The organism is Streptomyces gardneri (assembly GCF_006539185.1).
Taxonomy (GTDB): domain Bacteria; phylum Actinomycetota; class Actinomycetes; order Streptomycetales; family Streptomycetaceae; genus Streptomyces; species Streptomyces gardneri.
The window spans coordinates 167,727-181,533 of the sequence record NZ_BJMN01000010.1 but is presented as its reverse complement, the minus strand read 5'-3'; the positions used below and the strand labels follow the sequence as shown (position 1 = coordinate 181,533).

The following is a 13,807-nucleotide window of genomic DNA, read 5'->3' as shown; positions in this document are numbered from 1 at the left end:
CCCGCGCCCGGGGCCGCGTGCGGAAGGGCGGCGGACCATGGAGTTCAGCGATCGCACCGACGCGGGTCGGCAGCTCGCCGCCCGTCTCGACCACCTCAAGGGCCAGGACGTCGTGGTCCTGGGGCTCCCGCGTGGCGGCGTACCGGTGGCCGCGGAGGTCGCCGACGCGCTCGACGCGCCCCTCGACATCTGCCTCGTGCGCAAACTGGGGGTGCCGCAGCAGCCGGAGCTCGCGATGGGCGCACTGGGGGAAGGCGGGGTGAGGGTCCTCAACGACCAGGTGCTGCGCGAGACCGGCGTGGGCGAGCGGGACCTCGCGGCCGTGGAGGAGCGCGAGCACGTCGAGCTCGAACAGCGCACCCAGCGTTACCGGGGCAGTCGCCCGCCCGTGCCGCTCGACGGCCGGACGGTCGTCGTCGTGGACGACGGGCTGGCCACGGGCGCGACGGCGCTGGCCGCCTGCCGGGTGGTCCGTGCCAAGGGCGCCGCGCGGATCGTCCTCGCGGTACCGGTCGCACCGCGCGGCTGGACCGCCCGCCTCGGAGGCGAGGCCGACGAGACCGTCAGCGTCAGCGAGCCCGACTTCTTCTACGCGATCGGCCAGTTCTACCGCGACTTCTCGCAGACGCCCGACGAGGAGGTGCTCGACTGCCTCGCCCGCGGCCGGGCCGCGCGCGGCCCCGTCGTCCGGAACACGGACGTCCGGATCCCGGCGACCGGTGCCACCCTCGCCGGGCGGCTCGCCGTCCCCGACGGCGCGACCGGCATCGTCCTCTTCGCCCATGGAAGCGGCAGCAGCCGGCACAGCCCGCGCAACCGCGCCGTCGCGGACGTCCTGAACCGTGCCGGTCTCGGGACCCTGCTGTTCGACCTGCTGACCGAGGCCGAGGCGACCGACCGGGCGCGCGTCTTCGACACCCCGCTGCTCGCCGGACGGCTGGCGAGCGCCACGGACTGGCTGGCCGGCCGTCCCGAAGGAGGCGAGCTGCCGCTCGGCTACTTCGGGGCGAGCACGGGCGCGGCCGCCGCGCTGTGGGCGGCGGCCGATCCCGCTTCCGGCGTCGCCGCCGTCGTCTCGCGCGGCGGTCGACCCGACCTCGCGGGCGAGCACCTGGCCGGGGTGCGCGCCCCGACCCTCCTCGTGGTGGGCGGCCGGGACGCGCTCGTCCTGGACCTCAACAGGCGGGCGCAGGCGCTGCTGCGCTGTGAGAACCGGCTGACCGTCGTCCCGGGCGCCACGCACCTCTTCGAGGAGCCGGGGGCCCTGGAGGAGGTGGCGGAGCTGGCCACGGACTGGTTCGCCGAGTGGTTCGAGCGTCAGTAGGCCCCGTTGACGTTGTCGATGGAGCCGTAGCGGTCGGCGGCGTAGTTGCAGGCGGCCGTGATGTTGGCGACCGGGTCGAACAGGTCCGTGGACGTGCCCGGCACGTGGTAGGCGTCGAAGGTCGGCTGGATCACCTGGAGCAGGCCCTTCGAGGGGGTGCCGGCCACGGCGTTGGAGTCCCAGTTGTTGATGGCCTGCGGGTTGCCGGAGGACTCGCGCATCACGTTGCGGAGGATTCCGTCGTACGTACCGGGGATGCCGTGCTGGGCCATGATGTCCAGCGACTCCCGGATCCAGCCGTCGAGGTTGTCGGCGTACCGGGCGGCGGCGGCCGGTGCGGCCTTGACGGCGGGCGCGGCGGCGGGAGCCGCCTGCGCGGCGGAGGCGCCCGAGGCGGCGGCCGGGGCAGCGGCGCGGCGCTCGGAGCGGCTCGCCCGTTCGGTCGTGGCGGAGCTCTTCTTCTGCGGGCTCTTCTTCTGCGCGGTGGCCGGCTTCTGCGCGGTGGCCGACGCCGGGGCGGGCTTGGCGGAATCCCGACGAATCGTCAGTTCCAGACCGGGGTGAATGAGTGACGGATTGTCACCCACGGCGGACTTGTTGACCCGGTAAAGCGACTTCCAGCCGCCCTGAATTCCCTTCTTCTGGGCGATCAGGGAAAGCGAGTCACCGCTCACGACGGTGTACGTGCGCGCGGCGGCGGGGGCCGAGGGGGTGGCGGCCGGCGCGGCGACGGGCTGCGCCGCGAAGGACTGCGCGACGGCCTTCGGGGCGGCCGAGACGGTCTCGGCGCCGGCCGTGGCGGGGATGACCAGCGGCAGGGCCAGGGCGACCCCGCCCGTGCCGGCCAGTGCGAGGCCGCGGGAGACGGTGCGGTGGCGGGGGCGGCGGTGCTTACCGTGTGCAGGCATGACGGATTCCTCTCCGGCGCCTGCGGGGTGAGCTGTCGGGTTCGGACGGGAGATGTCCGGCCGCGCGCACGCGGCTTCACCCCGAGCCGTTCCGGATTCCGGACCGGCGAATTCGTGGGTCCCCCGCTCCTGCCGTCGGGTGAAAGGGAGGTGTTTCGGGCGGCGGCAGGATTAGGCGTTCCGCTCGAATGGGGGTGACCGTAGGCCAGCATTGCGGCGGATAACAAGAGGAACTGATCGTTCGCCCGCGGAATTGGATCTCCGAATTCAGGTAATTCAAGATCGACCGTATGGGGACCCCGGTGAACTTCCGTGCGCGGTACGGCCTGCGAGCGTGCGGGGATGTGGCGGGGGTGAGAAAAAGTGAACCGCGTCACCAGGAGAGTAATGTCCGAATATGAGGCGTAATTCCGTTGGTGAGTAAATGGGTGGAAATTATCCGCGGTGAGCCGTTCGCCCGTGTCGGGGGTGGGAGGGATGGGGAGGCGCGTGCAAAAGTCGCAAACCAGACATTCTTCTTGAAAGATGGAGGCACCCCGACTCAGGAGTCACCCGCATGCCGACACCCATCGCCCCGCTCAGCCCGGACACCCTCGACCGCGAGGCCGCCGCTCTCTTCGAGAGCGCCACCTGGCAGCGAATCGTCACGGACTGGACCGCCCCCGCCCCCGCCCCCGCGGTCTCTCCCGCCCCCGCACCCGATCAGCCTGCCCCCGCTGACTGGCGGGCCCTGCTCAGTGTGCCCGTGGACCGGCTCGTGGCCGACGCGCTCGACGCGCTGCCGCCGCCGGCTCCGGTCGAGCGCACGCTCCCCGGCCGGATCGGAGCCGTACTCCCCGACCGTCTGCACGCCTGGCGACGGATCGGCCGCCCCGAACTGCGCCCCTCGGTCCACCTCGGCTACGCGCGGCTGGTGCTCACCGAATGGGGCTGGCAGAACGCCCCGTACAAACTGCGCGACGTGCGGGGAGCGCGCTGCGTGTGCGGCGCGCTCCTCGCCGCCCACCGCCTCGGCTACGGCAGTGCGGACACCATGAACGAGGCGGCCGCCTGGATCATGACCGAGCTCCGGTCGCAGGGGTGGCGCGAACTGATCGGTCCCTGGAACCGGGCCCCGGGCCGTACGGCCGCCGAGGCGGTGGGCCTGCTCGACGCGACGATTCGCCGCGCCGCGCAGGCCGGCCGGTGAGCGGGTTCAGCCGGTGACGCTCGGGGATCCGGTCTCGATGTGGCCGGTGTACCGGCGTGACCAGGTCCCGTCGATGTCGGCGAGGATCGTGAAGTCGTACCAGCCGCCGTTGTAGGCCACCGCGTTGAAGAAGTCCTCGCGGCTGGAGTTCGCCGGGACGGTGTACGTCCACGGCCCGTCCGTGCGGTAGGCGTTCGAGCGGATCGTGAACGTCACCGGTCCCGCCGAGGTGTTCTTCAGGGTGAACCACAGGGCCGTCCGGCCCGTTCCTGACTCGGGTGCGAACCGGGCGGCGACCTCCACGGCCTTGCCCGCCTTGGACGCGTCGCCGATGAAGCGGCGCAGGAAGCGGTTGGGGCCCATCATCGAGATGTCGTACTTCCCGGATCCCGAGCCGAGGCCGATGTTGAAGTAGTCGGAGGCCGTGCCGCCCGGGTCGACCGTGTACTGCCAGGCCGCCGTGTCACGGTGCTGGTGCGGGTGGATCGAGAAGTGCGCCGCCCGCTCGGCCTCCGCCCCCTGGTTCGTCATCGAGAACCAGGCCAGGATCTTGCCCGCGGCGCCGAACTCGAACCGGTCGAGGTTGCCGTTCACCTGGTACGGCACGGCGCGTGCCGGGCGGGTGCCGGACTCCTGTGCGGGCAGGGCGTTGTTCTGCGGGGCCGGGTTCGGCAGCGGGCCGCAGGTGGCCTGACCGATCACCTTCGCCGTGGAGGGAAGGCCCGCTGGCACTCCGTACACCGGGTGGGCGAAGTCGAAGACCCCGGTCAGATCGCCCGTCACCTTCCTGCGCCAGGCGCTGATGTTCGGGCAGGTGGCCGGTGTGCCCAGGGCCGCCGTCCAGGTCTCCATGAAGCGCAGCACGGAGGTGTGGTCGAAGACCTCGGAGCTCACCCAGCCGCCCCGAGTCCACGGGGACATGACAATCATGGGGACGCGGAAGCCCAGCCCGATCGGCACCCCGTCGAGGTACTCGCCGGGCGTCCCCGGCGGGGCGACCGGCGGCGGCACGTGGTCGAAGAAGCCGTCGTTCTCGTCGTAGTTGAGGAACAGCACCGTCGAGTCGAAGACCTCTGCGTCGGCGGCCAGCGCGCGATAGACGAGGTCGACGAAGTGTGCGCCGTCCCCGGGAGGCGCGTACGGGTGCTCGGAGAACGCCTCGCTCGCCACCACCCAGGACACCTGCGGCAGCGTGCCCGCCACGACGTCGGCGCGGATCGCCGCGGCGATGTCGTCGGGCGTCGAGCCGGTGGCCCGGGGCACCGAGCCCATGCCCCGGTCGTACAGCGGGTCGCCGGGGCGCGCGTCGGTGAACTTCTTGAAGTACGCGAGGCCGTTGTCGCCGTAGTTGTCCTGCGCGTTCTGGTAGACCTTCCAGCTCACCCCGGCCCGCTGGAGCGCCTCCGCGTACGTCTCCCAGGTCAGCCCCGACTCCTCGCCCCCGTCCTTGCTGGAGCCGTCGATCTTGCCGCTCCACAGGAAGGTCCGGTTCGGACCGGTGGCGCTGAGCGCCGAGCAGAAGTACGCGTCGCAGATCGTGTAGTGGTCGGCGAGCGCGTGGTGGAAGGGGATGTCCTCGCGGTCGAGATGGCCGAGCGCCCGGGTGTTGCCCACGCCCGTGACCCAGTTGTCCATGCGGCCCTTGTTCCAGGCCGCGTGCTGGGACGTCCAGCTGTGGGGCAGGTCGCCGTTGCACTGCGCGAGGGTCTCGCCGTCGACGCCGCCCGCGGGCGGGGTGTCGCTGAGCTTCCACGGGTAGTGGCGACCGCCCCAGTTGGGCTGGTTGAACATCCCCCACCCGCCGGGCAGATTGCCGGCGGCGCGGTCGCCGAAGCCCCGTACACCGCGCAACGTGCCGAAGTAGTGGTCGAAGCTGCGGTTCTCCTGCATGAGGATCACCACGTGCCGGACGTCGGTGAGCGTGCCCGTCGCGGCGCGCGCGGCGGCCGACGCCCGGGCGGGCGGCAGCGCCGCCCCGGCGGCGAGCCCCGCACCGATCCCGACGAATCCCCTGCGGCTGATGGGAAGCATGCCCCGCCTCTCCTGTCACGGCGTGCCCGCGCGGCACGTCGGGAGACATGATGGGGGAGGGGAGCTTAAAGGTATACAGCCGTGCAGTAATTCCTGGGTTAACAGCGCGGGGCCACGGAAAATCAGTATGAGGATTGGTCCGACCTCATACCAATAAGGGTCTTCGGGAGGTTCACCGTCCGTCGGTGGGGACGGTGTCCTGCGCACCCTTCGTCGCGGAGCCCCGGACCTCGCGGGTCGGGGCGGTCCGGGTCCCGGGGATGCGGAGCGCCGCGAGCAGACCGAGGGCCTGGAAGCCGGAGGCCGCGAAGAGAGTCGTGCGGGTGGCTTCGGCGAAGCCGTCGTCCAGGGCCGAGACCGCGGCCGGAGCGGCGGCGCCCAGCGGACCGTCGGTGCCTTGCGCGCGGAGCGTGTCGATGGCGGAGCCGGCCGACCGGCGGGTCGCCTCCACCAACTGGCTCGCCGCCTGCGGGGGAACTCCGGGGACGCTGTCGACGTGATCCGGGAGGGTGTGGGCCAGTTGCGGCGAGAGCGGGCCGCCGATGACGGCGGCGCCGAGGGCGGAACCGACCTGGCGGGCCGTGCTCTGGACGGCCGACCCCTGTCCGGACTGCTCCACCCTCACCTCCGCGAGGGCGGTGCCGGTCAGCTGTGCCGAGGCGCCGCGTGCGGAGCGCACAGCCTCCGCATCCCGGGACGGGGAGGGCGAGGGCGGTACGCGGACGTTCCTTCGGCTGCTCGCCCCTGTCGGTGGGTCAGACGGTGAGGACCTTCACTCCGGCCTCCGTCAGTTGCGCCGTGGCCTCCGCGGAGATGTCCGTGTCGGTGACCAGGAGGTCGATCCGGTCCAGACCGCAGATACGGGCGAACGCGCGGCGGCCCATCTTGGAGGAGTCGGTCACGACGACCACCCGGCTCGACCGCTGGGCGAACAGCCGGCTGATGCTCGCCTCGTCCTCGTGGTGGGCCATCACGCCCAGCTCGGGGTCGACCCCGTCGACCCCGAGGATCACCACGTCGAGCACGACCTCGCTGAGCACGCCGACGGTCAGCGGGCCGACCAGCTCGTACGTCTGGGGGCGCGCCACCCCGCCCGTCGTGACGATCTTGATCTGCGGGCGGACCGCCAGCTCGCCGGCGATGTTGAGCGCGTTGGTGACCACGGTCAGCGCGGGCCCGGCCGTGGTCGCGCCCGGCGACTCCGCCCGGCCGCTCGCGAAGCGCAGCGCGAGCGCCCGGGCCACCTCGGTCGTCGTCGTGCCGCCGTTGAGCCCGACGACCTCCCCGGGGGTCACCAGCTCGGCCACCGCCGCGGCGATCCGCTGCTTCTCCGAGGCGTGCCGGGCCGACTTGTAGCGGAGCGGGAGCTCGTACGACACGCCGTGCGCGACCGCTCCGCCCCGCGTCCGTACGAGGAGCTGCTGCTCGGCGAGTTCGTCGAGGTCCCGGCGGATCGTGGCGGCGGAGACCTCCAGCGCGGTCGCCGCCTCCTCGACCTCGACCTTCCCCGAGGCCGCGAGCAGCTCCAGGAGTGCGTTCCACCGCTCGTGCTTGGACATGGGTCCATCCCCTCCCGATCGTGCGCGCGTCCGATTCTATCCGTCGACACGCGTCAACCCTGGCAACGGCATGCTCGTATCTGCTTGAATGAGTCCACCTTCACGCATTTTCGAACACACATCGCGCACACTTCTTGCAAGGAGTCCTGCATGACCACCTCTCGCACCTCCGTGGAGATCGACTCCCAGCCGGCCACCTGGCGCCAGGCGGCCCGCACCCTTCCCCAGCACACCGCCGCCCTGCCCCGCCGGGGCGAGCGCGTCGCCGTCATCGGCTGCGGCACCTCCTGGTTCATGGCCCTGGCCTACGCCGAGCTGCGCGAGGCGGGCGGACACGGCGAGACCGACGCCTTCGCGGCCTCGGAGTTCCCCTACGGCCGCCGCTACGACCGGGTCGTGGCCATCACCCGCTCCGGCACCACGAGCGAGGTACTGGCCGTCCTCTCCCGGCTGCGTGGAGAGGTGCCCACCGGCGCGCTCACCGCCGACCCCACGACCCCCGTGATGGACCTCGCCGACGAGGTCGCCGTCCTGGACTTCGCTGACGAGGAGTCGGTCGTCCAGACCCGCTTCGCGACCACGGCGCTCGCACTGTTCCGGGCGCACCTGGAGTCCGAGGACGCCCTGCCCGCCGGTGTGCGGCCCCTGGCCGAGGCCGCCGAGGACGCCGAGCGCGCCCTCGCCGCCCCGCTCGACGAAGCGGTCCGCACCGCTGAGCAGTTCACGTTCCTCGGCACCGGCTGGACCTACGGCCTCGCCCTGGAGGCCGGGCTGAAGATGCGGGAGGCGGCCGGGGCGTGGACGGAGTCGTACCCGGCGATGGAGTACCGGCACGGACCGATCAGCATCACCGGCCCCGGGCGCGTCGCGTGGGGCTTCGGTGCGCTCCCGGTGGGCCTCGCGGACGAGGTGCGCAAGGTCGGCGGCACGGTCGTCGAGAGCGATCTCGACCCGCTCGCGGACCTGATCCGGGCGCAGCGCCTCGCGGTCGCGGTGGCCGAGGCGCAGGGCCTCAACCCCGACACCCCCCGGAACCTGACCCGCTCCGTGGTCCTGGCCGACCACCATGCCTGACCGCCCTGACCGCCCTGACCGCCCTGACCGCCCTGACCGCCCTGACCGCACCGACCGCACCGATGGTTCCGACCGCACCGACGGCTCCGACAACCGTGAAGGAAGACCATGCCGCTGACGCCGACCGATGAGATCGTCCGCCGGGCCCGCGCGGCCGGCGTGGGCGTGGGAGCGTTCAACGTCCTCCAGCTCGAACACGCGCAGGCCATCGTCGCCGGTGCGGAGGCCGCCGACCGCCCGGTCGTCCTCCAGATCAGCGAGAACACGGTCCGCTACCACGGCGCCCTGGAGCCGGTCGCCCTCGCGTCCCTCGCCGTCGCCCGGGCGGCGAAGGTGCCCGTCGCGGTCCACCTCGACCACGCCGAGAACCCCGACCTCGTACGCGAGGCGGTCGCGCTCGGCCTGGGCTCGGTGATGTTCGACGCCTCCAAGCTGCCGTACGCGGAGAACGTGGCCGCGACCCGCGAGGTCGTGGAGCACTGCCATCAGCACGGCGTCTGGGTGGAGGCGGAGCTGGGGGAGATCGGCGGCAAGGGCGGCGCCCACACCCCGGGCGTGCGCACCGACCCCGAGGAGGCCCTCGCCTTCGTGACCGCCACCGGCGTCGACGCGCTCGCCGTCGCGGTCGGCAGCGCCCACCAGATGGTGACCCGGGACGCGGTCCTCGACTTCGAGCTGATCGCCCGCCTGCGGGAGGCGGTCGACACCCCGCTCGTCCTGCACGGCTCCTCGGGCGTCTCGGACGTGGACCTCGCGGCGGCGATCGCGGCGGGCATGACGAAGGTGAACGTCTCCACCCACCTGAACAAGGCCTTCACACAGGCGATCCGTACCCACCTGGCCGAACACCCCAACGCGTTCGACCCCCGCCACTATCTGACCCCGGCCCGCACGGCGGTCGCCCAGGAGGTCTCCCACCTCCTGACGGTCCTCTCCCCGTCCTGACGCGACCTGCGGGCGTGCGCCCGCGGCGGGTCACCTCGCGCTCGGCGCGAGGCTCGGCGCCGTCCAGTCCGCGTGCCGCAGGATCGCGCCGAGGGTCACGCGGGACGGAGCCGGCCGGAGAACGGTGTTGCGCCCGGAGACGGCGACGGGATGGGTCAGCTGCCGGCCCATCCGTCCGGCCTGACGGGCGGCGCGGGCGACGGCCTGGCTGCGCGGGCGCCGCTCGGCGTCGTACGCGGCGAGAGCCGTGCCGACGTCGGGCGCGGTGACGACGAGGCGGCCAGGGTGGCCGCGTCCTCCAGGGCCTGGCAGGCGCCCTGGCCGAGAGCCCCGACCGGCGTGGGGGGACGCGGGGGCGGGGCTCGGGACGGAATGCGTCAGGATGGGGGCATGACCGAGATCCGTACCCCCCGCCTCATCCTCCGACGCTGGACCGACGACGACCTCGTCCCCCTGGCCGAGATCAACGCCGACTCCGAGGTCATGCGTTGGATCGGGGACGGATCGGTGCGGGATCTGGACGAGACCGCCGGGGACATCGAGCGGTACGAGGAGGAGTGGGACGACGAGGGCTTCGGGCTCTTCGCCGTCGAGCTGCTCGCCTCCGGCGAGCTGATCGGCTTCGCGGGGCTCTCCGTGCCCGAGGGGCTGCCGGAGCTGATGTCCGAGGTGGAGATCAGCTGGCGCCTGGGCAGGCCCTTCTGGGGGCAGGGGTACGCCTCCGAGGCCACCCACGCGGTCCTGGAGTTCGCACTCCAGGACCGGGGGCTCGACCGGGTCGTCGCTGTCACCCACATCAGCAACACGGCCGCCGAGAACATCCTCGGCAAGCTCGGCATGAGCGCCGAGCGCGAGACGAACCACCCGGTCTTCGACGTGCCGCTGCGCGTCTACGCCATCGACCTCACCGAGTACGAGGCCTGATCAGGCCTCGTACCCGGTGTCGGCTCAGTGGCGCTCGGGCAGGTCACGCTCCGCCGTCAGGTCCGTGGCCGAGGGCGAGGCGTCCGCGCGCGCGGCCGCGGCCGCCGGCTTCTTCCCGCAGAACGCCGCCTCCAGCGTCCCGCCGAGCGCGGTGTTGGCCGCGCCGTGGTTCGAGGTGTTCGCCACCGCCGAGAGGCTGCGCATGCCGTCACGCGTCGAGAAGGCGTACGTGTAGAAGCCCTGCACGGTCCCGGTGTGGCCGAAGATCTGCGTGCCGCACGAGAGGTCGTAGCGGCGCAGCCCGAGCCCGTAGAAACGGGTGTTGGCGGCGTCCGTCGGCGTCACCGTCGTCATCGCCTCCAGCATCGCCGGCGACAGCAGCCTGCCGCGCATGAGCGCGCCGGTGAAGTAGTTCAGATCGGCGGGGCTGGAGATCACGGCCCCGGCGGACTGCGCCCAGGAGACCGTCTGCTCCGTGGAGTCCACGAGCGGCGCGCCCGCCTCGTCCGGGTGCAGGTAGCCCCGCGCGTGCAGCCCCTTGATCTGGGTGTCGGGGTGCACGTACGAGGTCTGGCGCAGCTTGAGCGGCGTGATGATGCGGCGCTTGTACGCGTCGGCGACCGGCCGGCCCGTGGCCTTCTCGATCAGCATCCCGACCACCACGAAGTTGGCGTTCGAGTACTTGTACGACACTCCGGGCTCGGTGGTCCGGGGCAGGGCCAGGGACAGGTCGAGCAGCTCCTGGTAGGAGAACACCTTCTTCCGCACCGCTTCGAAGCCGGGCACGGTGCTGTTGAACATCGCGTCCGTGTAGTCGCCGAGGCCGCTGCGGTGGGTGAGCAGGTGTCGGACCGTGATGCGGTCGTCGGGGAGCGCTCCGGGCAGGTACTTGTTGACGGGCGCGTCGAGCGACAGCTTCCCCTCCTGGACCAGCTGGAGGAGGACGACCGTGGAGAACGTCTTGCTGACGCTGCCGATCCGGAATCGGGCGTTGACGTCCATGGCCGCGCCCGAGACGCGGTCACGCACACCGGCGGTCCGGCTCTGGATCCCGTCGGGACCGACGTACCGGGCCATGGCGCCGGGGGCGCCGTTGGCCATCGCCGCCTTGAGCGCGGCGGTCACGCCGTCCATGTCGGGGGCCGGCGCGGTCGCCGGCGCGGGGGCGGCGGGGGTGACGGCGGGGGTGACGGCGGGGGCGGCGAAGGCACTGGTGGCCGGGGCGAGGCCCGCGGCGAGGGCGGCGATCAGGGTGGCGCTCACGGCCAGACGGCGGCGGTGGGACGGCAGGGCCACGATGGGTTCCTCGACTTCTTCCGGTTCTTCCGGATCGTTGAGATCGGTGTCGGATCGTTCGGTACGACGCACGGCCGCGACGGGCCGCGGGACCCGGGGGCACGCCACCGACACGGTGCGGCCCCCGACGCCCATGGATCATGAGTGCCAACGCGCGAGAAAAGGTTCCTGTCACGGCCGACGAGTTCCGGAAGGTGTCATTCCGAGTAGGGGGACGTGGTCGGCCGAAGCGGACGCGTACCCTCGTTCACGTGCCCATTTCCCATCCGCACCGCGTCGCCGTCCTCGTCCTCGAAGGCGCGAAGCCGCTCGACGTCGGCATCCCGGCGCAGGTGTTCACGACCCGCGCGAGCATGCCGTACGAGGTACGGGTCTGCGGCGCGGCGCCCGGGCCCGTCGCAGGCGGGGACGGGCTGTCGTACCACGTCGCCCACGGCCTCGACGCCCTCGCCTGGGCCGACATCGTCTTCGTCCCCGGCTACCGCTTCCCCGACCGCGAGGACCCGCCGCCGGCCGTCGTCGAGGCGCTGATCGCCGCCCACGAGCGGGGCGCGCGCCTGGCCGCCATCTCGACCGGGGCGTTCGCGCTCGCGGCCACGGGCCTCCTCGACGGCAAGCGCGCGACGACGCACTGGCACTACGCGCGGGCGCTCGCGGCCAAACGCCCCCTCGTCCAGGTCGACGAGAACGTCCTGTTCGTCGACGAGGGCAGCGTCCTGACATCGGCCGGCGCCGCCTCGGGCATCGACCTGTGCCTGCACATCCTGCGCGGCGACCTCGGCGTGGCCGCCTCGAACCACGCGGCCCGGCGGCTCGTCGCGGCCCCCTACCGCAGCGGCGGCCAGGCGCAGTACGTGCCGCGCAGCGTGCCCGAGGCCCTCGGCGAGCGGTTCGCCGCCACCCGCGAGTGGGCGCTGCACCGGCTCGGCGAACCCCTCACCCTGGAGATACTCGCCCGGCACGCGGCGGTGTCGGCGCGGACGCTCTCCCGTCGGTTCGTCGAGGACACCGGATACACCCCCATGCAGTGGGTGATGCGCGCCCGGATCGACATGGCCCGCGAGCTCCTGGAACGGTCCGGGCGGGGCGTCGAGCAGATCGCCGCCGACGTCGGCCTCGGCACCGGGGCGAACCTGCGCCTGCACTTCCAGCACATCCTCGGCACCACACCGAGCGAGTACCGGCGGACCTTCGCACAGGGTGAATAGCCCCCGTTCCGACCGCCTGGCGCGATCCTTGCGGACCGTGGCGATCACGCCGCTGTCACGGGCGGATTTCGTACGCGAGTCTGGGTCGCAACGGAACGGAAGGGACACCCGCTCATGACCCGCATCGCCATCAACGGATTCGGCCGCATCGGACGCAACGTGCTGCGCGCACTGCTCGAGCGCGACAGCGACCTCGAGGTCGTGGCCGTCAACGACCTCACCGAGCCCGCCGCCCTCGCGCGACTGCTCGCCTACGACACGACGTCCGGTCGTCTCGGCCGCCCGGTGACCGTCGAGGGGAACACCCTCGTCGTCGACGGCCGCCGCATCACCGTGCTGGCCGAGCGTGAGCCCGCGCAGCTGCCCTGGGCCGAGCTGGGCGTCGACATCGTGCTCGAGTCGACCGGCCGCTTCACCTCGGCCAAGGCCGCCCGCGCCCACCTCGACGCGGGTGCCAAGAAGGTCCTCGTCAGCGCGCCGGCGGACGGCGCCGACGTCACGCTCGCGTACGGCGTCAACACCGACGCGTACGACCACGAGCTGCACACGATCGTCTCGAACGCCTCCTGCACGACCAACGCGCTCGCGCCGCTGGCCTCGGTCCTCGACGACCTCGCCGGCATCGAGCACGGCTTCATGACGACGGTCCACGCCTACACGCAGGAGCAGAACCTCCTGGACGGCCCGCACCGCGACGCCCGCCGCGCCCGCGCCGCCGCCGTGAACATCGTGCCGACGACGACCGGCGCCGCCAAGGCCATCGGTCACGTGCTGCCGAACCTCGACGGCAAGCTGTCGGGCGACTCGATCCGCGTCCCCGTCCCGGTCGGCTCGATCGTCGAGCTCAACACCACCGTCGCCCGCGACGTGACCCTCGAGGACGTCCTGGCCGCCTACCGCGCCGCCGCGGAGGGCCCGCTCGCCGGCGTCCTGGAGTACTCGGACGACGCGCTGGTCTCTTCCGACATCGTGGGCAACCCGCATTCGTCGATCTTCGACTCCGCCCTCACCCGCGTCGAAGGCCGCCACATCAAGGTCGTCGCCTGGTACGACAACGAGTGGGGCTTCTCGAACCGCGTGATCGACTCGCTCGAACTCCTCGCGGGCCGCTGACGGCAGACCTCGGCCCGGCAGGCCCGCACACCTGCCAGGCCCTCCCGAGAGCGCTCCGGCCCCCCGGCCGGAGCGCTCCGCCGTTTTCGGAGCGGCGTTCGGGCAGTGGCCCGTCCCGCGGGGGCTGGGCAGATGCCCAGTCCGGCCGCGCCAGCTCTGGGCTCCTGCCGGGCGACAGCCGTGCCGGGGACCCCGACCATGGGCACTGGCCGCGATTGCGAGGACGCGCAACGCGC

General features: G+C 72.5%; 12 protein-coding genes, 1 pseudogene and 1 riboswitch. Of the genes and pseudogenes, 7 read left to right on the top strand and 6 right to left on the bottom strand.

The genetic code is table 11. From position 1 onward, the window contains the following. The first annotated feature begins 37 nt into the window (after positions 1 to 37). Complete coding sequence (locus SGA01_RS07495) at positions 38 to 1,324, top strand: alpha/beta family hydrolase (protein ID WP_141294548.1); 1,287 nt, start codon at positions 38 to 40, stop codon at positions 1,322 to 1,324. Here the strand turns inward: SGA01_RS07495 and SGA01_RS07490 are convergent. Then, positions 1,318 to 2,232, bottom strand: coding sequence for a LysM peptidoglycan-binding domain-containing protein (locus tag SGA01_RS07490; RefSeq protein ID WP_141294546.1), 915 nt, complete (start codon positions 2,230 to 2,232; stop codon positions 1,318 to 1,320). The two genes, SGA01_RS07495 and SGA01_RS07490, sit on opposite strands and share 7 nt — an antisense overlap. Positions 2,233 to 2,236: 4 nt before the next feature. Beyond that, positions 2,237 to 2,390: riboswitch (cyclic di-AMP (ydaO/yuaA leader) on the bottom strand. 398 nt (positions 2,391 to 2,788) lie between these two features. Between SGA01_RS07490 and SGA01_RS07485 the strand changes: the two genes are divergently transcribed. Beyond that, on the top strand, positions 2,789 to 3,421 hold the full coding sequence (locus tag SGA01_RS07485) for a DUF6197 family protein (protein WP_141294545.1): 633 nt from the start codon (positions 2,789 to 2,791) through the stop codon (positions 3,419 to 3,421). A 6-nt stretch (positions 3,422 to 3,427) separates the two neighbouring features. Here the strand turns inward: SGA01_RS07485 and SGA01_RS07480 are convergent, their stop codons facing one another. The 3 genes from SGA01_RS07480 to SGA01_RS07470 form a co-directional block, all read right to left on the bottom strand. Beyond that, positions 3,428 to 5,452 (bottom strand): phosphocholine-specific phospholipase C, encoded by a 2,025-nt coding sequence (locus SGA01_RS07480; protein ID WP_141294543.1) that lies wholly within the window; start codon positions 5,450 to 5,452, stop codon positions 3,428 to 3,430. Between the two features lie 172 nt (positions 5,453 to 5,624). After that, the gene (locus SGA01_RS07475; RefSeq protein WP_141294541.1) at positions 5,625 to 6,131 is read right to left on the bottom strand and encodes a multidrug efflux MFS transporter; all 507 of its coding nucleotides are present in this window, start codon (positions 6,129 to 6,131) and stop codon (positions 5,625 to 5,627) included. A 76-nt stretch (positions 6,132 to 6,207) separates the two neighbouring features. Beyond that, a complete protein-coding gene (locus tag SGA01_RS07470; RefSeq protein WP_141294539.1) occupies positions 6,208 to 7,011 on the bottom strand; it encodes a DeoR/GlpR family DNA-binding transcription regulator in 804 nt (267 codons plus the stop codon). A gap of 150 nt (positions 7,012 to 7,161) precedes the next feature. On the opposite strand from SGA01_RS07470, the gene SGA01_RS07465 reads away from it, so the two are divergent. Both SGA01_RS07465 and SGA01_RS07460 read left to right on the top strand, forming a co-directional pair. After that, complete coding sequence (locus tag SGA01_RS07465; RefSeq protein WP_141294537.1) at positions 7,162 to 8,085, top strand: SIS domain-containing protein; 924 nt, start codon at positions 7,162 to 7,164, stop codon at positions 8,083 to 8,085. Between the two features lie 108 nt (positions 8,086 to 8,193). Then, entirely contained in the window at positions 8,194 to 9,030 is an 837-nt protein-coding gene (locus tag SGA01_RS07460) for a class II fructose-bisphosphate aldolase (RefSeq protein ID WP_141294535.1), read from the top strand. Positions 9,031 to 9,060: 30 nt separating this feature from the next. On the opposite strand, the pseudogene SGA01_RS41810 reads toward SGA01_RS07460, so the two are convergent. Further along, positions 9,061 to 9,356: pseudogene (locus SGA01_RS41810) on the bottom strand (FAD-dependent oxidoreductase); the annotation flags it as partial. Positions 9,357 to 9,420: 64 nt separating this feature from the next. Here SGA01_RS41810 and SGA01_RS07450 point away from each other — a divergent pair. Next, positions 9,421 to 9,954: a GNAT family N-acetyltransferase gene (locus SGA01_RS07450; RefSeq protein ID WP_141294533.1), complete on the top strand. Its 534-nt coding sequence runs from the start codon at positions 9,421 to 9,423 to the stop codon at positions 9,952 to 9,954. A gap of 24 nt (positions 9,955 to 9,978) precedes the next feature. Here the strand turns inward: SGA01_RS07450 and SGA01_RS07445 are convergent, their stop codons facing one another. Continuing rightward, positions 9,979 to 11,250: a serine hydrolase domain-containing protein gene (locus SGA01_RS07445; RefSeq protein ID WP_371866009.1), complete on the bottom strand. Its 1,272-nt coding sequence runs from the start codon at positions 11,248 to 11,250 to the stop codon at positions 9,979 to 9,981. Positions 11,251 to 11,501: 251 nt separating this feature from the next. On the opposite strand from SGA01_RS07445, the gene SGA01_RS07440 reads away from it, so the two are divergent. After that, entirely contained in the window at positions 11,502 to 12,458 is a 957-nt protein-coding gene (locus tag SGA01_RS07440) for a GlxA family transcriptional regulator (protein ID WP_141294531.1), read from the top strand. Positions 12,459 to 12,572: 114 nt separating this feature from the next. Then, entirely contained in the window at positions 12,573 to 13,571 is a 999-nt protein-coding gene (gene gap / locus SGA01_RS07435) for a type I glyceraldehyde-3-phosphate dehydrogenase (protein ID WP_141294529.1), read from the top strand. Positions 13,572 to 13,807: the final 236 nt, after the last annotated feature.

Coding starts and splice junctions, on each gene's coding strand:
- SGA01_RS07480 (WP_141294543.1), bottom strand. CDS start 5,452: ATGCTTCCCATCAGCCGCAGGGGATTCGTCGGGATCGGTGCGGGGCTC.
- SGA01_RS07460 (WP_141294535.1), top strand. CDS start 8,194: ATGCCGCTGACGCCGACCGATGAGATCGTCCGCCGGGCCCGCGCGGCC.
- SGA01_RS07495 (WP_141294548.1), top strand. CDS start 38: ATGGAGTTCAGCGATCGCACCGACGCGGGTCGGCAGCTCGCCGCCCGT.
- gap (WP_141294529.1), top strand. CDS start 12,573: ATGACCCGCATCGCCATCAACGGATTCGGCCGCATCGGACGCAACGTG.
- SGA01_RS07465 (WP_141294537.1), top strand. CDS start 7,162: ATGACCACCTCTCGCACCTCCGTGGAGATCGACTCCCAGCCGGCCACC.
- SGA01_RS07485 (WP_141294545.1), top strand. CDS start 2,789: ATGCCGACACCCATCGCCCCGCTCAGCCCGGACACCCTCGACCGCGAG.
- SGA01_RS07470 (WP_141294539.1), bottom strand. CDS start 7,011: ATGTCCAAGCACGAGCGGTGGAACGCACTCCTGGAGCTGCTCGCGGCC.
- SGA01_RS07450 (WP_141294533.1), top strand. CDS start 9,421: ATGACCGAGATCCGTACCCCCCGCCTCATCCTCCGACGCTGGACCGAC.
- SGA01_RS07490 (WP_141294546.1), bottom strand. CDS start 2,232: ATGCCTGCACACGGTAAGCACCGCCGCCCCCGCCACCGCACCGTCTCC.